This window comes from Nonomuraea sp. NPDC050540, assembly GCF_044457485.1.
Classification (GTDB): Bacteria; Actinomycetota; Actinomycetes; order Streptosporangiales; family Streptosporangiaceae; genus Nonomuraea.
This window is the reverse complement of record NZ_JBITHA010000016.1, coordinates 202,526-225,004: the sequence shown is the minus strand read 5'-3', so window position 1 is coordinate 225,004 and position 22,479 is coordinate 202,526. Positions and strand designations below refer to the sequence as shown.

At 70.5% G+C, this 22,479-nt stretch carries 19 protein-coding genes; 11 read left to right on the top strand and 8 right to left on the bottom strand.

Going from position 1 to position 22,479, the window contains the following annotated elements; all coding sequences use genetic code 11:
• Nucleotides 1-38: 38 nt before the first annotated feature.
• Nucleotides 39-410: an MmcQ/YjbR family DNA-binding protein gene (locus tag ACIBI5_RS41170; RefSeq protein ID WP_397255192.1), complete on the bottom strand. Its 372-nt coding sequence runs from the start codon at nt 408-410 to the stop codon at nt 39-41.
• A gap of 11 nt (nt 411-421) precedes the next feature.
• Here ACIBI5_RS41170 and ACIBI5_RS41165 point away from each other — a divergent pair, with 11 nt between their 5' ends.
• Nucleotides 422-922 carry a DinB family protein gene (locus ACIBI5_RS41165; RefSeq protein WP_397255190.1) on the top strand — a complete coding sequence of 167 codons (501 nt, stop codon included), beginning with the start codon at nt 422-424 and terminating at the stop codon, nt 920-922.
• A gap of 5 nt (nt 923-927) precedes the next feature.
• On the opposite strand, the gene ACIBI5_RS41160 is transcribed toward ACIBI5_RS41165, so the two are convergent.
• On the bottom strand, nt 928-2,235 hold the full coding sequence (locus ACIBI5_RS41160) for a M50 family metallopeptidase (protein ID WP_397255188.1): 1,308 nt from the start codon (nt 2,233-2,235) through the stop codon (nt 928-930).
• Between the two features lie 154 nt (nt 2,236-2,389).
• On the opposite strand from ACIBI5_RS41160, the gene ACIBI5_RS41155 reads away from it, so the two are divergent.
• Nucleotides 2,390-2,992: a response regulator transcription factor gene (locus ACIBI5_RS41155; protein WP_397255186.1), complete on the top strand. Its 603-nt coding sequence runs from the start codon at nt 2,390-2,392 to the stop codon at nt 2,990-2,992.
• 339 nt (nt 2,993-3,331) lie between these two features.
• Here ACIBI5_RS41155 and ACIBI5_RS41150 read toward each other — a convergent pair whose 3' ends face one another.
• A complete protein-coding gene (locus tag ACIBI5_RS41150) occupies nt 3,332-4,447 on the bottom strand; it encodes a PP2C family protein-serine/threonine phosphatase (RefSeq protein ID WP_397255184.1) in 1,116 nt (371 codons plus the stop codon).
• A gap of 118 nt (nt 4,448-4,565) precedes the next feature.
• On the opposite strand from ACIBI5_RS41150, the gene ACIBI5_RS41145 reads away from it, so the two are divergent.
• Nucleotides 4,566-5,792: a GNAT family N-acetyltransferase gene (locus ACIBI5_RS41145; protein WP_397255182.1), complete on the top strand. Its 1,227-nt coding sequence runs from the start codon at nt 4,566-4,568 to the stop codon at nt 5,790-5,792.
• Between the two features lie 606 nt (nt 5,793-6,398).
• On the opposite strand, the gene ACIBI5_RS41140 is transcribed toward ACIBI5_RS41145, so the two are convergent.
• Complete coding sequence (locus tag ACIBI5_RS41140) at nt 6,399-7,127, bottom strand: SDR family oxidoreductase (RefSeq protein ID WP_397255180.1); 729 nt, start codon at nt 7,125-7,127, stop codon at nt 6,399-6,401.
• A gap of 10 nt (nt 7,128-7,137) precedes the next feature.
• Nucleotides 7,138-7,623: a peptide deformylase gene (gene def / locus ACIBI5_RS41135; RefSeq protein ID WP_397255178.1), complete on the bottom strand. Its 486-nt coding sequence runs from the start codon at nt 7,621-7,623 to the stop codon at nt 7,138-7,140.
• 100 nt (nt 7,624-7,723) lie between these two features.
• Here def and ACIBI5_RS41130 point away from each other — a divergent pair, with 100 nt between their 5' ends.
• A complete protein-coding gene (locus ACIBI5_RS41130; protein ID WP_397255176.1) occupies nt 7,724-8,200 on the top strand; it encodes a ribose-5-phosphate isomerase in 477 nt (158 codons plus the stop codon).
• Nucleotides 8,201-8,580: 380 nt separating this feature from the next.
• Here ACIBI5_RS41130 and ACIBI5_RS41125 read toward each other — a convergent pair whose 3' ends face one another.
• From ACIBI5_RS41125 to ACIBI5_RS41115, 3 genes are read right to left on the bottom strand one after another with little or no spacing between them, the layout of a single operon-like run.
• Entirely contained in the window at nt 8,581-9,984 is a 1,404-nt protein-coding gene (locus ACIBI5_RS41125) for an aldehyde dehydrogenase family protein (RefSeq protein WP_397255174.1), read from the bottom strand.
• Between the two features lie 25 nt (nt 9,985-10,009).
• Nucleotides 10,010-11,350, bottom strand: a complete 1,341-nt coding sequence (locus ACIBI5_RS41120; protein WP_397255172.1) for a DUF2254 domain-containing protein — start codon at nt 11,348-11,350, stop codon at nt 10,010-10,012.
• A gap of 9 nt (nt 11,351-11,359) precedes the next feature.
• Nucleotides 11,360-11,980: a DsbA family protein gene (locus ACIBI5_RS41115; RefSeq protein ID WP_397255170.1), complete on the bottom strand. Its 621-nt coding sequence runs from the start codon at nt 11,978-11,980 to the stop codon at nt 11,360-11,362.
• A 91-nt stretch (nt 11,981-12,071) separates the two neighbouring features.
• On the opposite strand from ACIBI5_RS41115, the gene pepN reads away from it, so the two are divergent.
• The 7 genes from pepN (at nt 12,072) to ACIBI5_RS41080 (ending at nt 22,479) form a co-directional block, all read left to right on the top strand.
• Nucleotides 12,072-14,636: an aminopeptidase N gene (pepN, locus tag ACIBI5_RS41110; protein WP_397255168.1), complete on the top strand. Its 2,565-nt coding sequence runs from the start codon at nt 12,072-12,074 to the stop codon at nt 14,634-14,636.
• A gap of 316 nt (nt 14,637-14,952) precedes the next feature.
• Nucleotides 14,953-16,170, top strand: coding sequence for an ROK family protein (locus tag ACIBI5_RS41105; RefSeq protein WP_397255166.1), 1,218 nt, complete (start codon nt 14,953-14,955; stop codon nt 16,168-16,170).
• Nucleotides 16,167-17,105 (top strand): carbohydrate ABC transporter permease, encoded by a 939-nt coding sequence (locus ACIBI5_RS41100; protein ID WP_397255165.1) that lies wholly within the window; start codon nt 16,167-16,169, stop codon nt 17,103-17,105. Before ACIBI5_RS41105 ends, ACIBI5_RS41100 begins: the two co-directional genes overlap by 4 nt.
• A complete protein-coding gene (locus tag ACIBI5_RS41095; RefSeq protein ID WP_397255163.1) occupies nt 17,098-17,904 on the top strand; it encodes a carbohydrate ABC transporter permease in 807 nt (268 codons plus the stop codon). Before ACIBI5_RS41100 ends, ACIBI5_RS41095 begins: the two co-directional genes overlap by 8 nt.
• Before the next feature lie 12 nt (nt 17,905-17,916).
• Nucleotides 17,917-19,173 carry an ABC transporter substrate-binding protein gene (locus tag ACIBI5_RS41090; RefSeq protein ID WP_397255161.1) on the top strand — a complete coding sequence of 419 codons (1,257 nt, stop codon included), beginning with the start codon at nt 17,917-17,919 and terminating at the stop codon, nt 19,171-19,173.
• A gap of 31 nt (nt 19,174-19,204) precedes the next feature.
• Nucleotides 19,205-20,275, top strand: coding sequence for a glycoside hydrolase family 15 protein (locus ACIBI5_RS41085; RefSeq protein WP_397255159.1), 1,071 nt, complete (start codon nt 19,205-19,207; stop codon nt 20,273-20,275).
• Nucleotides 20,272-22,479 (top strand): TIM-barrel domain-containing protein, encoded by a 2,208-nt coding sequence (locus ACIBI5_RS41080; protein ID WP_397255157.1) that lies wholly within the window; start codon nt 20,272-20,274, stop codon nt 22,477-22,479. Before ACIBI5_RS41085 ends, ACIBI5_RS41080 begins: the two co-directional genes overlap by 4 nt.

The window sequence follows — 22,479 nt, the reverse complement described above, 5'->3', positions numbered from 1 at the left end:
CTCCTACGCGCGAGCCAATCCGGCCTACACCTTTCTGCCTACTGTGGCGGTCCGATCCCGGCGTCGAGCTGCCTGACCAGGGTCTTGGGGGCGATCATCCGGTAGGCGTCGGTGACGATCTCCTTGATCTCTGCCCAGTCGACGTCCACGTCCAGGTAGACGCCGAGCCAGCCCCGGTGTCCCACGTACGGCGGGCGGAAGTAGTGCTCCGGGTCCTCCGCCACCAGTTCCTGCTGCACGCCAGGCGGCGCGGCGCACCAGAAGCCGAGCCGGTCGTCGTGGTGGTGGTCGGCGAACGTCACGAACGTCTTCTTGTCCCGTACGAACCAGGTGGGCTCGCCGTGGCTGAGCCGTTCCGTCGTCTCCGGCAGGTCCAGGCAGAGATTCCGCAGGCGTTCCAGCTGGTCCATAGTCTTAGGCTATGCGCATCGAACCACCCGTGGACGGCGACGAGCGAAGCACGCTGGAAGGCTTCCTCGACTACCACCGGCAGACACTGGCCTGGAAGTGCGAGGGGCTCACCGACGAGCAGTTGCGGACGCGGGCCCTGCCGCCGTCCACGATGTCGCTACTCGGGCTGATCAGGCACATGGCGGAGGTGGAGCGGGCCTGGTTCCGCCGCCGTCTCGGCGGGCAGAGCGACCTGCCGTTCATCTACGTCACGGACGAGGATCCGGACGCCGACTTCGACCGCGTGGACCAGGACGACCGGGCGGGGGCGTTCAAGACGTGGGAGAGCGAGGTGGCCGCGGCCCGCGAGGCGGCCGCGGGGGTGCCGCTGGACGGGGTCGTGCACCGCACCCGCGAGCCGCTGACGGTGTCGGTGCGCTGGGTCTACTTCCACATGATCGAGGAGTACGCCCGCCACAACGGCCACGCCGACCTGCTACGCGAGCGGATCGACGGGGCCACGGGCGAGTAGGGGCCTCAGCCGGACAGGCGGATGGGGTTGACCAGGTCGGCGTAGACGAGCAGACCGGCCATGATGATCATCACCATGGCCAGCACGTACGTCAGCGGCAGCACCTTGGCGATGTCCACGTGACGGGGCTCGGGCCGGCGGAAGACGCGGGCGAAGGCGCGCTTGAGCCCTTCCCAGAGGCCGCCGGCGATGTGGCCGCCGTCCAGCGGCAGCAGCGGGATCAGGTTGAAGACGCCGATCGCGAGGTTGAAGCCGGCCAGCAGGTTGATGAAGGTGGCGATCTTCTCCTGGCCCGACAGCAGGTCGGAGGAGAGGATCTCGCCGCCCATCCGGCCCGCGCCGACGACGCCGACCGGGCCCTGCCGGTCACGTTCCTCGCCGGAGAAGGCGGCGTGCCAGACGCCGACCATCTTCTCCGGCAGGTCGAGCAGCGATGCGGCCACCCGCCCGGTCAGGCTGACCATGTGCCCGGCCACGAAGCCGATGGACTGCGTCTCGTAGACCTCGGTTGGGTAGACCCCGAGGAAGCCGACATTCTTGTCGATCTTCTTGGGGTCGTCTCGGTTCGGCCGGTCCTGTGCGATCAGGTTGACGTCCAGCGTCGACGGCTGGCCGTTCCTGATGATCCCGAGCTTGACCGCGCCCGCGCCGTACGCGCGGATCTTGTCGGTCGCGTCGTCCCACGAGGTGATCTTCACGCCGTTGAAGGCGACGATCTCGTCGCCCACCTTCAGGCCGGCCTGGGCCGCGGGGGTGGGCCGGTCACCGGGCTTGCACTCCAGGCGCTGCTCCGCGACGGGGATCACGCAGGTGGTGGACTTCGGCGAGACGACCGGCTTGAGGACCGGAACGCCGAAATACATCAGCACGATGGCGAAGAAGACGAAGGCCAGCACGAAGTTCATCAGCGGGCCGCCGGACATGATGATGACCTTCTGCCACCACTTCTTCCGGTAGAAGACCCGGTTCTCGTCGCCGGGCCGTACCTCTTCCTGCGCGATGTCACGCGCGGAGTCGATGAGTCCCTGGAACGGCCCGGTCGAGACCTGGCGCAGCTTCGCCGGGTCGTCGCCGGGACGCGGCGGCAGCATGCCGATCATCCGGATGTAGCCACCGAGGGGGATCCACTTGACCCCGTACTCGGTCTCGCCCTTCCGCTTCGACCACAGGGTCGGACCGAAGCCCACCATGTACTGCGTCACCCGCACCCCGAAAATCTTCGCGGGGACCATGTGGCCGAGCTCGTGCAGCGCGATGGAGGCCGCCAGACCAAGGAAGAACAAGGCGAATCCCGCGATGGTGAGCCAGATCATCTAGGGGCGCTCCAGGGTCACGGAAGGTCTTGACAACCCCAGAGTAGTCGAAGTCTCCACACCTGAATGGCTTGCGCACGCTTTGCGGAATCGACAAACTGCGTTGACAGTGCGCAGTCGCGCGATCACCCTGGGGTATGACGAAGGGAGCACGTTGATCCGGATCCTCGTTGCCGAACACCTGCCGCTCGTACGGCGAGGCTTGGTGTCCTCGCTGGAAGCCGAGGCAGACCTGTCGGTCGTGGCCGAGCTCGGCAACGGCGAGGACGTGGTGCCGGAAGCCCTGACGCACCTGCCGGCGGCGGCCGTCATCGACCTGGACCTGCCCGGCGGCGGCCTGGCCGTCACCACCCGGCTGCACGAGAAGGCGCCCGGCTGCAAGGTGCTCGTCGTCTCCGCCCATCCCAACGCGGGGCAGGTGCGGGGGGCGTTCGCGGCGCACGCGCTCGGGTTCATGAGCCTCGACGTGGGTCCCGAGCAGTTGGCGGAAGGCGTGCGGCAGATCGCGGCCGGCCGGCGGGCGGTGGACTCCGACCTGGCCGTCGCGGCGCTGGAGTCGGCGGCCAACCCGCTGACCCGGCGCGAGCTGGACGTACTGCGGATCGCGGCCGGTGGAGCGCGGTCCACGGAGATCGCCGATCAGCTGTTCCTCTCAGTGGGGACGGTACGCAACCACCTGTCGCGCATCATGTGCAAGACGGGCGCGCGCAACCGGCTCGACGCGGTCCGCATCGCCAGCGACTCCGGCTGGCTCTGAGGATCTTCGCAGGTGGCACACCAGCCGAGGCTCCGGCTGGTGCCCGCGGCCGAGCACGGCGGCGGCCTCCCCCACGTTGGCCACACCGACCACAGACGCGCGGCCCGCGAGCGACCACGGGGCCACCTGGCTTCTGGCCGGGCCCCGGCGGAACCGCGCCGCTCCCCCGGGACCCGGGGATCTTGAGCTGCTCTCAGCGGAGCCGCACGATATTGCGCCTCTTTCCGCGCGGCACGGGGGGTTGACCCTCTGAGAATCTCAGGCCGCCACCGGCCCCTGCCAGTGACCGCGCACACCATCTGCGCATGAAAGAGCACACAGGGTCACCCGTGTGAAACGTCACGGCCGCCAGATCAGCACCAGGGCGCAGTCGTCGTTGTGTCCCGACGACATCGAGTTGACCAGCGCGCGGGCGCCGTCGCGGAAGCCGTTGGGCAGCAGCCGCTCGGCCTCGCCCAGCAGGCGGTCCAGGCCCGCGTCGATGTCACGGCCCGGCTGCTCGATCAGCCCGTCGGTGTAGAGCAGCAGCGCGTCGCCCTTGCGCAGCACGCCGCTGTCCGGCTCGCAGTGCAGGTCGGGCACCACGCCCAGGACCACGCCCTTGGCCGTGGCCACCTGCCAGCCGCCGGTGCCCGCGTCGAGCTTGACCACGGGCGGGTGCCCCGCCGAGGTGATCGTGTAGGCGCCCGTGGCCAGGTTGATGCGTACGTGCACCGCCGTCACGAAGCCCTCGTCGCCGCGCTGGCGGTGAAGGTAGGTGTTGCAGGCGGGCAGGAAGTCGTCGACGGAGCCGAGCAGCCCGCCGAACGTACCGGACAGCAGCAGCGCCCTGGTGCCGGCGTCGACGCCCTTGCCGGAGACGTCCACGAGCGCAATCTCCAGGTTGTCGCCGTCGCGCATCGAGACGAGGAAGTCGCCGCCGAAGGAGGAGCCGCCCGCCTGCTTGAGCACGACCTTGCCGCCCCAGTCCTTGGGCAGCGCGGGCAGCTCGCCCTGGCTTTTGAGCCGGTCGCGCAGCTCCAGCAGCATCGCGTCGCCGCGCAGGCCCTGCACGCCGAGCTTGCCGCGGGTACGCGCCATGAGCACGGCCAGCACGGTCGTGAACCCGATCGTCACCATGAGCCCGAGCCCGACCCTGCCGACGCCCAGCGTGATCGCGATGTACCCCAGCGCGACGGCCACCACGACCAGCAGCTTGGCCAGGCTCCGCAGCCGCAGCTGCAGCCCGCCCACGAGCGTGATGAGGATCAGCAGCGAGGGCGAGAACCACTCGGTCGACACCCGGGCGGCCAGACCTCCGACGACCAGAGTCAGCACACTGAGGGTGATCGTGAGATTCCGGTCACGCGCCAGCGGTCCCCGCCTGAGGAACCGGACAACGGGCACCAGAAACGGCACCCGCACGAGGAGCGCGCGGAGCCGTGGCGGGATCAGCGGCGCCGGACGGGAACTCATGATGCGGATGACTGTATCGGTCTCATACCCGTTTGGGCAGCCCACTTGACCAACGCCTTGATCATTACGAACGGATATTGGGTGGCCCTACCCCTTTGCCCGCTCTTACGGTGGACGGATGACGTACCCGATCCGTCCCATCGATGAGTCCGAGTGGTCCGCGTACTCACGAGTACTCGGCGAAGGCTTCGGCTGGACCCCCGCCCCGGTGCAGAACGAGCGCTTCAAGGCCCAGACCGAACTCCCCCGCACGCTCGCGGCCTTCGACGGCGACACCGTGGCGGGCGTGACCGCCGTCTTCAGCCTGACCATGACCATCCCGGGCGGAACACTGCCCGTCGCGGGCGTCACCGCCGTCAGCGTGCTCCCCTCGCACCGCCGTCGCGGCCTGCTCACCTCACTCATGCGCCGCCAGCTCAACGACGTGCACGAACGGGGCGAGGCCGTAGCGGCACTCTACGCCTCCGAGTCGGCCATCTACGGCCGCTACGGGTACGGCAGGGCCGCGTCGGAACTCAGCGTGTCCATCAACAAGACCGGCGCCGCCTTCAAGCGCGACGCGCCGTCCGACCCGGAGCTGCGGCTGCGGGTGGCGAAGCCGGCCGACGTACGCGAGCAGCTGGAGAACCTGCTCTCCGAGGTCATCACCCGCCGCCCCGGCCGCTACGCCAGGAACGAGCACTTCTGGAACGGCGCCCTGGCCGACGAGGAACCCGACCAGGGCGGCAACGGCACCCTGCGCTGCATCCTGGCCGAGGACGCCGGCGGCGTACGGGGATACGCGTTGTTCCGCATCAAGTCGTCGTGGGACGACGACGGCATCCCGAACGGCGAGCTGAAGCTCTACGAGATCGAGGCCAAGGACCCCGCCGCGCATGCCGCGCTGTGGCGCAGCGTCCTGGACCGCGACCTCGTCACCAAGGTCACCGCCGGCATCGCGGTCGACGACCCCATCACCGCGCTCCTCGCCGACCCGCGCCAGCTGCGCGCCGGGTGGTCGGATGAGTTGTGGGTACGGGTGGTGGACGTGGAGAAGGCGCTGTCCGCCCGTGCCTACTCGGCTCCCGTGGACGTCGTCATCGAGGTCGAGGACGACGTGTGCGAGTGGAACGCCCGCCGCTGGCGGCTGACCGCCGACACCACGAGCGCCTCCTGCAAGGCGACGGAGGAGCCGGCCGACATCACGCTGCCGGCGTCGGCGCTGGGCACGGCGTACCTGGGCGACGGCCAGCTGACGACGCTGCTGGAGGCGGGCCTGCTGTCGGAGCACACGGCGGGCACGGTCCGTACGCTGGCCACGGCCATGTCGTGGAGCCCGAAGCCGTGGGCGGGGATGGTCTTCTGACGTAGGGTCGGGGGCATGGCACTGCAGAGCCTGCAAATCACCGCGATCACCGCGATGCGCGCACGAGACGTGTCACGGCCGAGCAAGGAACAACAGGAAGCAGCCGACCGCCGCCCCCTACGCGACGAAACCCCCCGCCGCGACCCCAAACGCCCCACCCCCCAACCCCACTGACCCCACACCCCCACCAAGCCGGCACCCCACGCCTCGTCCCGGCACCACACACCGGGACACGGATCGGCCGGCGGTGCCCCGGGCGACGGGACGCAGGACGGCGACAACGCGGCACCCGCGACCATCCCGCACGACGACGCGGCAGCGCCACAGCGGCGCACCCCCACGCTCTTCCCCGGCGCCGCGCGGTGGGACGGGGGTCGGTGGTGTCCGGCGCCGTCTTGCGGCGGGCGGGGTGGGGCATGGTGGGTGGGTAAGGGTGGAGTTGTTACGGCGGGCGACCCCGTGAGCCCTCACGACCATCGCTCGACAGACCCCAGCCCACAACGGCGGGGCGGGCAAGCCAGGCCCCGCCGTAACACAGCACCCAAGGCCCGTAACACCGCACAAGGCCCGCAACACAGCACCAAGGCCCGCAACACGAGCACAAAGCTAGAGAAACAGTCCCCCCGTGGCGAGGAGGTTCTGGCCGGTGAGCCAGGCGGCGTCGGGGCTGCAGAGGAGGGCGATCACGCTGGCGACGTCGGCGGGGGTGCCGAGGCGTTGGAGGGCGGTGTAGGCGGGGATCGTGGCCAGGGCCTCGGGTGGGTTGGTGGAGCGGAGCAGGTCGGTGTCCGTCGCGCCCGGGGAGACGGCGTTGACGGTGATGCCGCGTCCGCCCAGTTCACGTGCCGCGACCTTGGCGAACTGCTCCACCGCCGCCTTGCTCCCCGCGTACAGGGTCAAGCCGGGGGCGGGCATGGCGGTGTTGAGGGTGGAGACGTTGATGATCCGGCCGCCGTCGCGCATGACGCGCCCGGCCCATTGGATGGCGAGGAAGGTGGCCTTGGCGTTGACGGTGAAGACCCGGTCGAACGCCTCGTCGTCGATGTCGCCGATGAGGGTCGGGGTGCTTTCGGCGGCGTTGTTCACGAGGATGTCGAGGCCGGGCAGGATCTTCTCCGCCTCGGCGAACAGCCGGTCGAGGTCGGTGCGGGATCCCTGGTCGGCCTGTACGGCGTGGGCGCCGGTCGACTCCGTCACCTCGCGGGCGGCGTCCGCGTCGCTGCGGTAGGTGAAGACGACCTGGGCGCCGTCGGCGGCAAGGCGTTCGACGACGGCGCGGCCGATGCCGCGCGAACCACCTGTTACCAATGCTCCTTTGCCCGAAAGATCAGTCATGGGAACAAACCTACGCCCGCAGCATGATCTTGCGGGCGGCCTCCTTGGACAGATGGTCGATGTACAACTTACCGTCCAGATGGTCCGTCTCGTGCTGGAAGCAGCGGGCCAGGGAGCCGCGGGCCCTGACGCGTAGCGGGCGTCCCAGCCGGTCGAGTCCTTCCACGGTGACCCCGGCGGCGCGGGGGGTCTGGGCGTATTGGGGCTTGCCGGTCGTACGGTCCGGCACCGACAGACAGCCCTCCTCGTCCATGACCGGGGCGGGGTCGTCCACGGTCAGCACCGGGTTGACCATGTGTCCCTTGCGTCCGCTGATGTCGTACACGAACAACCGCCGCGACACCCCGATCTGCGGACCGGCCAGGCCGACGCCGTCCACCGCGTACATCGCCTGGAACATCTCGTCGATCAGCTTGCGCAGTTCCCTGTCGAAGTCGCCGACCGGTTCGGCCGGTGTACGCAGGACAGGGTCGCCGATCACGCGGATCTCGCGCATGGATGCTCCGTAAGGGTTGCCGTAGACGAACGCTGATTACCTTAGCCAGCGCGCGGTCAGGTACGGCCTGCCGCGGCGGACCGTGTGGAAGACTGGTCCGGTGCGTGTCTACATCGGTGCCGACCATGCCGGCTATGAGCTGAAGAACCACCTGGTGTCCTGGCTGAAGGACAACGGCCACGAGGTGATCGACTGCGGCCCCGCCGTCTACGACGCGGAGGACGACTACCCGGCGTTCTGCCTGCGCGCGGCCGAGGGCGTCGCCGGCGACCCGGGCAGCCTGGGCATCGTCATCGGCGGTTCCGGCAACGGGGAGCAGATCGCGGCCAACAAGGTCCGGGGCATCCGCGCGGCGCTGGCGTGGAGCGAGGAGACGGCCCAGCTCGCCCGCGAACACAACAACGCCAACGTGATCAGCGTGGGGGCGCGCATGCACACGGCGGAGGAGGCCACCCGGTTCGTCGAGGTCTTCCTCACCACCACCTTCAGCGGCGCCGAACGCCACAGCCGCCGCATCGCCCAACTCGAAACCTACGAAACCATCGGCCAGCTCCCAGCCCTCCCCGACGCCCCGTAGAGGCCCTTTTCCCGCTTTGTTGTGCTCGTTTGCGGCGGTGCCTGTCACGGGCCTTCATGCTGTGTTGCGGGCCTTGTGCGGTGTTACGGGCCTTGGGTGCTGTGTTACGGCGGGGCCTGGCTTGCCCGCCCCGCCGTTGTGGGCTGGGGTCTGTCGAGCGATGGTCGTGAGGGCTCACGGGGTCGCCCGCCGTAACAACTCCGCCCTTACCCACCCACCATGCCCCACCCCGCCCGCCGCAAGACGGCGCCGAACACCACCGACCCCCGTCCCACCGCGCGGCGCCGGGGAAGAGCGTGGGGGTGCGCCACCGCAGGGCCAGGTGCAGAGGCGTCTCGTGAGATGTGGGGCGCGTTGTGGCGTGGGGAGAGGGGGGGTGGTCAGAGTTGGAGGCTTTTGGTTTCCAGGTATTCGTCCAGGCCGAGTTCGCCCATTTCCCGGCCGATTCCGGATTGCTTGTAGCCGCCGAACGGGGCCTGGGGGTTGAAGGAGCCGCCGTTGATGGCTACCTGGCCGGTGCGTAGGCGGCGGGCCACGGCCACCGCGCGGTCCTCCGAGCCGGCCCATACGGCGCCCGACAGTCCGTACTTGGTGCCGTCGGCTATCTGGACGGCCTCGTCTTCCGACAGGTACGGGATGATCGACAGGACCGGGCCGAAGATCTCCTCCTGCTCGATCGTCATCCCAGGCGAGACCGCGGCGAAGATCGTGGGCTCGACGTAGAAGCCCGTGGGGTGGGGGGGCTCGGTGCCGCCGTAGACCAGGCGGGCGCCCTCTTCCTGGCCCCGGTTGATGTAGTGGACGACGCGGTCGCGCTGGGCGGCGGAGACGAGGGGGCCCAGGCGGTTGTCCTCGTCGAAGGGGTCGCCGACCGTGTACTTGGCCGCGGCCTCCACCGCCAGGCCCACCGCCTCGTCGTACTGGTCGCGGTGGACGAGCATGCGGGTCCACGCCGAGCACGTCTGGCCGGAGTTGACGAAGCAGTTGGCCACGCCGACCTTCACCGCGGCGCGCAGGTCGGCGTCCGGGAGGATGATGTTGGCGGACTTGCCGCCCAGCTCCAGGGCGACCCGCTTGACCGTTTCGGCGGCCAGCGAGGCCACTCTGCGACCGGCGGTGGTGGAGCCGGTGAAGGAGACGAGGTCGACCTCGGGGTGGGTGGCCATGGCCTCGCCGACGACCGGGCCGCGGCCGCTGACCAGGTTGAAGACGCCCGGCGGCAGGCCCACGGCGTGGAAGATGTCGGCCAGCGCGTAGGCGGCGAGCGGCGCCACTTCGCTGGGCTTCAGGGCCACCGTGCAGCCCGCGGCCAGGGCCGGGGCCACCTTGCAGATGATCTGGTGGAGCGGGTAGTTCCACGGGGTGATCGCGGCCACGACCCCCACGGGCTCCTTGACGATCAGGGAGTTGGCCACACGCTGCTCGCGCGGGTGGGTTTCGGCCAGTTCGGCGTAACCGGCCAGAACGCCCGCCGGCATCAGCGTCTGCACCTTCAGCGCGAAGCCGAGCGGCGCGCCCATGTCGGTGGCGATGGTCTGGGCGATCTCCCCGGCGCGCTCGGTCAGCAGGTCGGCGGCGGCGGCCAGCAGTTTGCCGCGTTCACCGCCGTCGGTCGCCGACCAGGAGGGGAAGGCCGCGCGTGCGGCTCTGACGGCGGCCTCGACGTCGTCGGGAGCGCCCGCCGGCACCCGATCGATGATCTCCTCTGTCGCGGGATTGACGACGTCGATCGCTTCTCCCGACGCGGAAGCGGTCCAGGCACCGCCGATATAGAGCTGACGCATAGCCCCCATCCTCGCGCGCCCGCCGTCACATTGCGAGGGCTTGGCGCATCACGTGGTGGGCCTGCTCCACCGCTCGCACGTCGCATTCCGGCCGGACGTGAGTGCGGGCCGTGGCCAGGACCCGGTCACCTTCTTCCAGCAGCGTACGGCGAAGCGCCGTGGAAAGCGGCAGATGTCCGAGATCCCGGAAAACTCGCAGGATTCGCACCAGCACCACGGGATTGTCCCTTGCCGACACCCGGATCATCCCGAAAGCGTGCTCGGCCAGCCTGGCGGTGTCGGTGCGCCAGGTGACCAGGCGTACCCGTCCGCGCCGGTCGGTGCGGCCTTCGGGCTCGGCCGGGATCGGGATGAGCCGGCGGAAGGCCTCGCCGAGCCATTCGACGCAGGCCAGCCCGGTGTTGGTGTCGTTGATCGCGCGGGACAGCGCGCGCAGGGCGATCTCCACGATCCGGTTGACCGGCCCGACGACGGTGGAGCCGGTGCGGGGCAGCGGGCACAGGGTGATCCAGCGGTCCATCCGCCGCAGGTCGCCGCGGGTGAGGGCGACCGGGGTGGAGGTGACGGCCACGGGCGTTCCCTGGATGACGAACGTGCCGGGCAGGTGGACGAGCGTGACGACCGTGTCGCGGCGCACCGCCCAGCGGACGATCGGGCGGTCGTGGACGAGGTCCAGGTAGCCGGAGCGGGCGGCGAGGATCGCGCTGCCCTCCGCCGCGGGCGGTTCGGCGGGCTCGCCTTCGAAGTCGCGGTGGAGCAGCCAGTCGACCTCGCGTACCAGGCGGGGCAGGACGACGGGGATGCGGACCTCGCTGACGACCGCCTGCACGAACAGCACGAGCATCACCAGGCAGGCGCCGGTGAGCAGCTGGGTGGCGAACAGGCCGAGCGACGGGATGACCACGTCGCGGCTCATGGAGCTGGTGGTGCGGTTGCCGAAGATCCAGGTGCCGAGGAACAGCCCGATGGTGACCTGGACGACCCGGTTGCGCAGGAAGTCGCCGATCAGGCGCGGGCCGAGCTGGGAGGAGGCGAGCTGGACGGCGACCAGCGTGAGCGAGATCAGCAGCGTGATGGAGCTGATCAGCGCGCCGGTCAGCGTCGCGAGGCTGCCCTTCACGCCCTCCTTCAGGTCGCTCAGGGTCGAGGCGTCGGCGGGCAACGTGAACTGGTGAAGCTCCAGCTCCTCCAGGAGCGCCTGCGCGGCCGTGCTGCGTTCCAGCGCCACCTGCAGTTCCTCGACCGCGTACGCGCCGAGGTAGGCGCCGGACATCATCAGCAGCGGCACGAACCAGATCGTGTCCCGCAGGCGCTCCCCACGCGGCTTCAGTGAGAGGTAGTCGCCGATTCCCCCGAATCGTCCCACGCAGGGGTTCTACCCGAATACGGGCTCCCTGGTACGCGTGCGCTTGAGCTCGAAGAAGTCCTCGAACCCGGTCACGAGCCGAACGCCGTCCCAGAGACGGCCGGCGTCCTCCCCGCGCGGGATCGAGGTGATCACGGGGCCGAAGAAGGCGTTGGAGCCGACGCGGATGACCGGGGTCCCCACTTCCTGGCCGACCAGCCCGATGCCCTCGTTGTGGGAGGCGCGCACGTCGTCGTCGTACTCCTCGGAGTTCATGGCGGCGGCGAGTTCGGGGTCCAGGCCCGCGGCGCTCAGCGCGGATTCGACCAGTTCGCGCAGCTTGGCGAGGCGCTTGATGCCGCGCTCGTTGTGCAGGCGGGTGCCGAGTTCGGTGTACAGGGGGCCGACGGCGGCCTCGCCGTACTTCTGCCTGGCCGCGGCGACGACGCGGACCGGCTCGATGGCCCGCGCGATCTGCTCGCGGTAGGCCTCGGACACATCCTTGCCCTCGTTCAGCACGTTGAGGCTCATGATGTGCCAGCGGATCTCGATGGGACGGACCTGCGCCACCTCGATGAGCCACCGGGAGGTGACCCACGCGTAGGGGCAGAAAGGATCGAACCAGAGATCTACAGGAGTCTTCTCAGTCACGCAGGGTCATAACCTGGAGGGGAATGAAGGCTATTCCCATCATGGGAAGATTCCGGCAAAACCCGATGAAGTGGTGTAGAAGGAGCGGAACTTGGCAGGGAACCTTACCCGGGACGAAGCACGCGAGCGCGCCCGGCTGCTCAAGGTCGAATCGTATGAGGTCGCGCTCGACCTGACCGAAGGCGAAGAACGATTCGAGAGCGTGACGACCGTCCGCTTCAACGCGCAGCCGGGCGCCTCGACGTTCATCGACCTGCACGACGCGCGCGTGCGCCAGGTGACGCTGAACGGCGTCGACCTCGACGCCGCCGCCTACGACGCGGAGAAGGGACGTTTCCCGCTCGACGGCCTGGCCGAGAGCAACGAGCTGCGCATCGACGCCGACTGCGCCTACACGCGCTCCGGCGAGGGCCTGCACCGGTTCGTCGACCCGGTCGACCAGAAGGTCTACCTGCACAGCCAGTTCGAGACCGCCGACGCGCACCGGATGTACGCCTGCTTCGACCAGCCCGACCTGAAGGCCACCTTCCAGCTGACCGTGCTGGCGCCGGCCGACTGGGAGGTCGTCTCCAACGCCGCGGCGGACAACGTCGAGCCGCTGCCCCAGGAGGGCGGCAAGCACGGCGCGGTCCACGCGGACAGCAAGTGGGTGTTCCCGGCCACGGCCGTCATGTCCACCTACATCACGGCGCTGGTGGCGGGGCCGTACCACAAGGTCACCGCCGAGCACGACGGCATCCCCCTGGGCATCTACTGCCGGGCCTCGCTGGCCGAGCACCTCGACGCCGACAACATCCTCGAGGTCACCCGGCAGGGCTTCGACTTCTTCCACAAGGTGTTCGGGGTCCGGTACCCGTTCGGCAAGTACGACCAGCTGTTCGTGCCGGAGTTCAACGCCGGCGCGATGGAGAACGCGGGCTGCGTGACGTTCCTGGAGGACTACGTCTTCCGCTCCCGCGTCACCGACGCCGTGGTCGAGCGCCGCGCCGAGACGATCCTGCACGAGATGGCGCACATGTGGTTCGGCGACCTGGTCACCATGCGCTGGTGGGATGACCTGTGGCTGAACGAGTCGTTCGCCACCTACATGTCCGTGCTGTGCCAGGCCGAGGCCACCCGCTGGGGCCAGGGCGCGTGGACGACGTTCGCGAACGTGGAGAAGTCCTGGGCCTACCGCCAGGACCAGCTGCCGAGCACCCACCCGATCGCCGCCGACATCGTCGACATGCAGGCGGTCGAGGTCAACTTCGACGGCATCACCTACGCCAAGGGCGCCTCGGTGCTCAAGCAGCTGGTCGCCTACGTCGGCCTGGACAACTTCCTGGCCGGGGTGCGCGACTACTTCAAGGACCACGCCTGGGGCAACACCGAGCTCAAGGACCTGCTGAGCGCCCTGGAGCGCACCTCGGGCCGTGACCTGTCGTCGTGGTCGAAGGAGTGGCTGGAGACCTCCTGGGTCAACACGCTGCGCCCCTCGTTCACGGTGTCGGCCGACGGCCGGTTCGAGAGCTTCGAGGTGCTGCAGGAGGCTCCGGCCGACTACCCGACGCTGCGCTCGCACCGCGTCGCGATCGGCCTGTACTCGCTGGTGGACGGCGTGCTCACCCGGACCAAGCGGGTCGAGCTGGATGTCGTCGGCGCCCGTACCGCGGTGGCCGACCTGGTCGGCGAGCAGCAGCCGGACCTGGTGCTGGTCAACGACGACGACCTGACGTACGCCAAGATCCGCCTGGACGAGCGGTCGCTGCGCACGCTGGTCGAGGGCGGCATCACGAAGTTCGCCGACTCGCTGCCGAGGGCCTTGTGCTGGTCGGCCGCCTGGGACATGACGCGCGACGGCGAGATGTCCACGCGCGACTACGTCAGGCTGGTCGTCTCCGGCGGCGGCACGGTCAAGGACCTCACGGTTCTGCAGACGGTGCTGCGGCAGGCGCGTCTGGCCGTCCAGCAGTACGCCGACCCGGCCTGGCGGCCCGAGGGCCTGGCCCAGCTGGCCACGATGGCGCGTGAGCTCATCGCCGGGGCCGAGGCGGGCTCGGACTACCAGCTGGCCTACGTGCAGGCCTTCGCCGGCGTGGCCGTCGGCGAGGGCGACCTGGACGTGCTGGCGGGCATCGTGGACGGCTCCGCCGTACCGGATGGCCTGACCGTCGACGCGGACCTGCGCTGGACGCTCATCCACGCGCTGGTCTCCGGCGGGCGGCTGGGCGAGGCGGACATCGCCGCCGAGCTCGAGCGCGACGCCACCGCGACCGGCGAGCGTTCTGCGGCGCTGTGCCGGGCGGCGATCCCCACGCCCGAGGCCAAGCAGGCCGCCTGGACCGCGATCGTGGGCGGGGAGCTGGCCAACGCCGTCTTCCGTACGACGGTCGGCGGGTTCCAGGACCCGCACCACCCGGAGCTGCTGGCGCCGTTCAGGGAGAAGTACTTCGCCGAGGTCGGCCGTGTCTACAAGGAGTGGAGCTTCGACGTCGCGCAGGGCTTCGCGGTGGGCTGCTTCCCCGCGCTGCAGGTCGAGCAGGAGACGCTGGACGCCGCCCAGGCGTATCTGGCCGGGGGCGACGTGCCGCAGGCACTGCGCCGCATGATCCTGGAGGGCGAGGACGGGGTCCGGCGCGCGCTGCGCAACCGGGCCACGGACGCCGCCGCCTCCTGACCACGGGCACCGCGAAGCCCCCGCCGGGTCCCGTCCGGCGGGGGCTTCGCGGTCTCACGCTGACGCGCCCCCCAGCTCGTCTTCGCTGGCACTGGCCGGAGCGGTGCGGTCGCTGACATCACCGCCTCCGCCACAGCCAGTACCGCCCCCGTGTCCCCCGTGCCTCCACCTTGCCGACGCCCGCCTGGACGGAACACCTCTAACCTTCCAGGTTCACAAAAGTCCGCACATCTCCCCTCTTGACAGGTGAGGAGCCCCGGCCGCATATTTTCACCACTAACTTTATGACTAAAGAAAGTCGAGGGCAGTCGAAGGAATGGCAGGCACAGACCGCGGCGACCTCACCCGGACGGCGATCCTCGCCCTGCTGGGCACGGTGGGACCGCTGAGCCGTACCGAGATCGCACGGGAGCTGGACCTCAGCCCCGCGAGCGTCACGCAGCTCACCCGCGAGCTGATGGGCTCGGGCATGCTGGAGGAGCTCGACCTCAAGCCGTCGCGCGGCGGCCGGCCCGCGCAGCGGCTCGGCCTCGTCGGCAGCGCGGGCCGGGCGCTCGGCGTGAAGGTGACCGCCGACCACCTGGTGCTCGTGGACGTCAGGCTCGACGGCGAGGTGCTCGGCTCCTGGGAGCGGCCCTTCGACCCGGCCGCCCCCGGCTGCCTCGACGAGCTCGGCGCGGCCATCGCCTCGGTGCTGGAGGAGATCGACGGCGCGCCGCCGCTGCTCGGCGTCGGCGTCGGGGTGCCGGGCAGCGTCGAGGACCAGGCCGTCGGCACCGTGAACGCGCCCACGCTCGGGTGGCAGGCCATGCCCGTCGGCGACCGGCTGCGCCGCCGCCTCGACCTGCCGGTGCTGGTGGAGAACGACGTCAACGCCCTCGCCGCTGCCGAGCGCCTGTACGGCAGAGGCCGCACCCACCGCGACTTCCTCGTGCTGACGATAGGCCGGGGCGTCGGCGCCGCCGTGGTGGCCGACGGGCGCGTGTACCGCGGCGCCAGGGGCGGCGCGGGCGAGTTCGGCCACGTCCCCGTCGCGCCCGACGGGCCGGTGTGCGGGTGCGGCGCGACCGGGTGCCTGGAGGCGTTCGTGGGCGCGGCGGGCCTGGCCGCCGCCGCCCGCGCCAAGGGCCTGCGGACCGGAGACCCGGCCCAGGTCACCGAGGGCGCGGCCATCAGGGAGCTGGGACGGGCGGCGGTCCACCCCGGCGCGGCGCGCGAGGTGTTCACCGACGCGGCCGCCATCCTCGGCCGCGCCACCGCCGGGCTCGTGAACGTGGTGGACCCCGAGGTCGTGGTGGTCCTGGGCGAGGGCACGGCGCAGTGGGCGCACTGGAGCGAGAGCTTCCACGCCACGCTGCGCGCGCACCTGCTGCCTGGGCGGCGCGACATCGCGGTCGAGGTGGAGAGCTGGGACGACACGAGCTGGGCGCAGGGCGCGGCGGCGCTGGTGCTGGCCACCCCGTTCGACGCGGCGGGGGCGGCGGGCGAGCAGGGCCGCCTGGTCCGCGCCCGGCTGATAGGAGCCGCGACGTGACCGGCCCCCCGACCACGACGGCGCCCAGGACCGCGGTACGGGCGGCCCCCATGAAGCCCGTCTCACCCAGGCGCGGCGGCAGGTGGCGCTACGCCGGGACCGTGGCCGTCTTCCTGCTGCCCAGCGCGATCCCCCTGATGCTCTACACGATCATCCCGATGCTGGGCTCCCTCTGGACGAGCCTGCACGAGTGGGACCTGATCACCGACATGCGCTGGGTCGGCCTCGGCAACTACGCCGAGCTGCTGGGCGACCCCCAGACCCTGACGGCGTTCGGCAACACCCTGTACTTCATCGCCGGATACCTCCCCCTCGTCTACGCCGGCGGCCTGGGCCTGGCGCTGCTGCTCAACCGGGCGATGCGCGGCAGGAGCCTGCTGCGCGGCATCTACTTCCTGCCGGTGATCACCAGCTGGGTGGTCGTGGCGCTGATGTGGAAGTGGCTGCTCAACCCGGCCAGCGGCCTGGTCAACTGGGCGCTCGGGCTGGTGGGCGTCAGCGGGCCCGGCTGGTGGACCGACCCCGACTGGGCGATGCCCTCGGTGATCCTGGCCTCGGCCTGGAAGGACCTCGGGTTCGTGATGGTGATCCTGCTGGCGGGCCTGCAGGCGATCCCGAAGGAGTACCAGGAGGCGGCGCTCGTGGACGGCGCGTCGGCCTGGCAGCGCTTCCGGCGGATCACGCTGCCGCTGCTGTCGCCCTCGACGTTCTTCGTGGTGGTGATCTCGCTGATCAACGGCTTCCAGGTCTTCGACCAGGTGCGGATCATGGCGGGCGGCAACGCGCAGGTGGTGGTCACGCAGATCTACGACCTGACCTTCCGGTACGGCAGGGCGGGCATGGCCTCGGCCCTTTCGTGGCTGTTGTTCGCCGTGGTGCTGGTCGTGACCGCCGTCCAGATCAGGGCGCAGCGCAGGTGGGTGACCTATGGGTAGGGCAGCCAGGTATCTGCTGGTGACGCTGGGCGCGGCGGTGATGCTGTTCCCGTTCGCCTGGGCGGTCATCACCTCGCTGACGCCGGGTGACGCGGTGCTGGCCGTACCGCCGGACTTCACGCCGGACGGCGCGGGCCTGGACGCCTACCGCAAGCTGATGGAGACGCTGCCGTTCTGGCGGATCCTGCTCAACAGCGTGTGGATCGGCGTGGCCTCGACGGTGTTGCAGCTGCTGACCAGCGCGATGGCGGCCTACGCCTTCGCCAGGCTGCCGTTCCCCGGGCGCGGGGCGCTGTTCAGCGTGTATCTGGCGACGCTGATGATGCCGCTGCCGGTGCTGGTCGTGCCGCTGTTCATCGAGATGCGGACGCTGGGCCTGGTCGACACCTACTTCGCGCTGCTGGCGCCGACGATCGCCTCGGCGTTCGGGGTGTTCCTGCTGCGGCAGGCGATCAACCAGGTGCCGAAGGAGTTCGACGAGGCGGCCGTGCTGGACGGGGCCGGTCATTTCCGGATTTTTCTGTACATCGTGCTGCCGCTGATCCGGCCGGCGCTGGCGACCTTCGCCATCTTCGGCTTCATGGCCAGCTGGAACAGCTACCTGTGGCCGTTGATCATCATCAAGTCGCCGGAGTTCATGACGCTGCCGCTCGGCCTGGCCACGCTCCACGGCCAGTTCACGACGCAGTGGGACGTGGTCATGGCCGGCTCGGTGGTCAGCGTGGTGCCCATCCTCATCCTCTACGTCTTCGCGCAGAAGCACGTCATCGCCAGCGTGGCCCAAACAGGGCTCAAATAAAGGAACACGGATATGTCGCGAAAGATCATGACCACTCTGGTCGCCACCGCGCTGCTGGCCACCGCGTGCTCCCAGGGATCGGCCACCAAGGCCCCCACCGGCGAGGGCGGCAAGACGACGCTGCGCTACTTCACCTTCTCCGCCGCCCCCGACCACGTGAAGGACCTCGACGCGATCACCGCGGCCTTCGAGAAGGCCAACCCGGCCATCGACGTCGTGGTGGAGACCGCCCCCTACGAGCAGTACTTCACCAAGCTCCAGACCAGCATCGCCGGCGGCACCGCCCCCGACACCTTCGAGCTCAACTACGAGAACTTCGTCACCTACGCCGGCGCCGGCTCCCTGCTCGACCTCGGCGCCGTCGCGGGCGACGGCGACAGCTCCGCCTACGCCGCCGAGTCGCTCAACTCCTTCAAGCACGACGGCAAGCAGTACGCGCTGCCCGCCTCCTTCTCGACCGTCGTGCTCTTCTACAACAAGGACCTGTTCGAGAAGGCCGGGATCGAGCCGCCCACCGCCGACTGGACGTGGGCCGACGAGCAGGCCGCGGCCGAGAAGCTCACGGACAAGAAGGCCAAGGTGTACGGCGACTACCAGCCGGTCCAGTTCTTCGAGTTCTACAAGACGCTCAAGCAGGCCGGCGGCGAGTTCCTGTCGGCCGACGGCAAGAAGTCCGCCTTCAACTCCCCCGCCGGCGTCAAGGCCGCCACCTGGCTGGTGTCCAAGGTCGGCAAGACCATGCCCACCGAGGCCGAGATCGGCGGCACCGCCGACTACGACACCAACCTGTTCAAGTCCGGCAAGCTCGCCATGTGGCACAACGGCATCTGGCAGTTCGCCGGGCTGAAGGACGTGCCGTTCGAGTGGGACGTCGTCGTCGAGCCCGGTGACTCGGCCAAGGCCAGCGCCGTCTTCCACAACGCCGTCGCCGCCTCGGCCACCACCAAGAACGGCAAGGCCGCCTACGCCTGGGCCAAGTTCCTCAGCTCCTCCGACGTCGCGGCCAACACCCGCATCGCCTCCTCGTGGGAGCTGCCACCCGTCTCCGACCAGCAACTGCTGGCCGGATATCTCAAGGACCCCAAGCCCGCCAACCGGCAGGCCGTCTTCGACTCGCTGAAGTCGATCGCGCTTCCTCCGGTCATCAAGCGCCAGCAGGAGATGCAGGACGCGGTGACCAAGGAGCTGACCGAGGCCGCCGCCGGCCGCAAGCCCGTCGAGGAAGCGCTCAAGTCCGCCGCCGCCAAGGTCGACGCCCTGCTGGGCTGACCGAACAGATCTGCTGAGGAGTTCCGCACCCGTGTCCCTCGTCGCCCACAGCCTCGACGTGATCCGCAGGTACCAGTCGTCCAGCGGGGCCTACCCGGCCTCGCCGTCCTTCTCCGCCTACCAGGGCTTCTCCTGGCTGCGCGACGGCGCGTTCATCGCCGAGGGGGTGAGCAGGCACGGCGACGCCGACGGCGCCGCCGCCTTCCACCGCTGGTCGGCGGGCGTCATCGCGGACCGCGCCGGGCAGGTCGAGTCGCTGGTCTCCCGCGAGGGCCCGATCCCGCCCGGCGACATGCTGCCCACCCGCTTCACCCTCGACGGGCTCAACGGCGACGACGGGTGGTGGGACTTCCAGCTCGACGGCTACGGCACCTGGCTGTGGGCGCTGGCCGAGCACACCCGCCGCCACGGCGCGGTGCCGGAGACCGAGAAGGGCGTGCGCACCGCCGCGCGCTACCTGTCGGCCTTCTGGTCGCTGCCCTGCTACGACTGGTGGGAGGAGAACGTCGAGCGGCGGCACGTCGCCACCCTCGGGTCCATCCACGCCGGTCTGCGGGCCGCGCGGGCGCTCGGCGCGCTCTCCCCCTCCGAGGGTACGGCCGCCGCCGAAGCCGTGGCCGGGATCGAGGCGCTCGTGTCGGCCGAAGGCGTGGTGGACGGACGGCTGCGCAAGTGGCTGGGCAGCGACGCGGTGGACGGCAGCCTGCTGGCCTGCGTGGAGCCGTTCGGTCTCTACCCGGCCGCTCATCCGGTCGGGGCGGCCACGGTCGCCGAGGTGGAGCGGCAACTGGCCCGCGACGGCGGCGTCTACCGCTACCTGAAGGACACCTTCTACGGCGGCGGCCGCTGGGTGCTGCTGGCCGGATTCCTCGGCTGGAACCACGCCCGGTCCGGCCGGCCGGACGAGGCCCGCCGCTACCTGGACTGGATGGCCGCCCAGGCCACCCCCTCCGGCGACCTGCCCGAGCAGGTGTCCGACCTGCTGCTGGCCCCCGAGTACGAGCGGGAGTGGCTGGACCGCTGGGGCACCGTGGCCACGCCGCTGCTGTGGTCGCACGGCATGTACCTGATCCTCGCCGACGAGCTGGGAGTCTCCTCATGATCCGTCACCGGCCCTTCGGCTCCGGCCACCCGTACGCGCTGACCGAGGACCAGCGCGTGCCCGCCTCGCCGCTCGCGGGTGAGGCGGTCGAGCTGCGGGTGCGGGCGTCGGCCAAGGTCAGCGCGATCGAGTGCGAGTGGCACGAGGAAGGCGCCCCGGCGACCGGCCTCACGCTGACCCGCACGGGCGGCACCCAGCCCGCCGGCACCCAGCCTGATGGTGACGACAACCAGCTCGACGGTGGGCATCTGGCCGCCGCTCAGGCCAGGGCGGCGCGGGCCGCGGCGGGGTCGTGGAGTGTCACCACCCCGGCGCTGGAGGCGGGCAGGCGGTACCGCTACCGGTTCCGCGCGCGGCTGGCGGACGGCGGCAGCCGTACGAGCGGATGGTTCGAGGTGACGGCGGCGGTCTGGTCGGAGGGCGGCGGGAAGCTGCACGGCGAGCGGATCGTGCCGGGCAGCGTGCGGTGGCTGAGCGACGGTGACGGCGTGCGGCGGGTGCGGTTCGAGCTGGAGCTGGACCGCGGCGAGCACGTCGTCGGGTTCGGGGAGCGCTTCGACGCCGTCGACCAGCGCGGGCGCGCGCTGGACGCGGTGGTGTTCGAGCAGTACAAGGCGCAGGGCGAGCACGGCCGCACCTATCTGCCGATGCCGTTCGCCCTCGTGGTGGGCGGGGGCGGCTGGGGCTTCCACGTGGTCACCAGCCGCCGCACCTGGTACGAGATCGGCGACACGATCCGGGTCGAAGCCGAGGTCGGGCCCGAGGCGGAACTGACCGTGCGCACCTACGACGGCGGCCCCGCCCAGGTGCTCGACGCCTTCCTGGACGACGCCGGGCGGCCGGTGGAGCTGCCCGCGTGGGTGTTCCGGCTCTGGGCCAGCGGCAACGAGTGGAACACCCGGCAGCGGGTGATGGCCGAGATGAACCGGCACCGCGAGCACGACATCCCGGTGGGCGCGCTGGTCATCGAGGCGTGGAGCGACGAGAGCACGTTCACCGCCTTCCGCGGCGCCGTCTACGAGCCGGCCGAGGAGCCGCACCGCTACGCCGACTACACCTTCCCCTCCGACGGCCCGTGGCCCGACCCCAAGGGCATGGTCGACGAGTTGCACGAGCGCGGCGTGAAGGTGCTGCTGTGGCAGATCCCGCTGCAGAAGACGCGCCCGCACCCCCGCCATCAGGCGGCGGTGGACGCGCGGCAGCTGACCGAGCGCGGCTACGGCGTGAAGGAGTCCGGCGGACGGCCCTACCGCAACCGCGGCTGGTGGTTCCCGCTGGCGCTGATGCCCGACCTGTCCTCGCCCGAGGTTCGGGACTGGTGGACGGCCAAGCGCCGCTACCTGGTCGAGGAGGTCGGCGTCGACGGCTTCAAGACCGACGGCGGCGAGCACGCGTGGGGCCACGACCTGCGCTACGCCGACGGCCGCTCGGGCGCGGAGGGCAACGGGCTGTTCCCCGTGCACTACGCGCGGGCGTTCGGGGACCTGCTGCGGGCCTCCGGCAAGGCGCCGGTGACGTTCAGCAGGGCCGGGTTCACCGGGTCGCAGCCGCACGGCGCGTTCTGGGCCGGGGACGAGGACTCGACCTGGCCGGCGTTCCGCAACTCGATCAGGGCCGGGATCACCGCCTCCGCCTGCGGGATCGTCTACTGGGGGTGGGACCTGGCCGGGTTCTCCGGGGAGGTGCCGGGGGCGGAGCTCTATCTCCGGGCGGCGGGGACCTCGTGCTTCATGCCGATCATGCAATACCACTCGGAGTTCAACCACCACCGCACGCCGAGCCGGGACCGCACGCCGTGGAACGTGGCGGAGCGCACCGGTGACGACCGGGTGCTGCCGGTCTTCCGCCGGTTCGCCCATCTGCGCGAGCGGCTGGTGCCGTACCTGGTGGAGGAGGCGCGCAAGGCGGTCGGCGGGGGCGCGCCGCTGATGCGGGGGCTGTTCTTCGATCACCCGGACGATCCGGCGATCTGGCGCTTCCCGCTGCAGTACAAGCTGGGGGACGCGTTGCTGGTCGCGCCGGTCACCGATCCCGACATTTCGGAAATCTCGGTCTATCTACCTGAAGGCGCGTGGGTCGACGTCTGGACCGGCACGCGCCTCGACGGCGGGCAGGAGGTCACGCTGCCCGCTCCCCTCGACCGCCCGCCCGTGCTCTGCTCCGCCGAGCGCTGGCCCGAGCTGTCCGCCGTCTTCTCCGTCTGA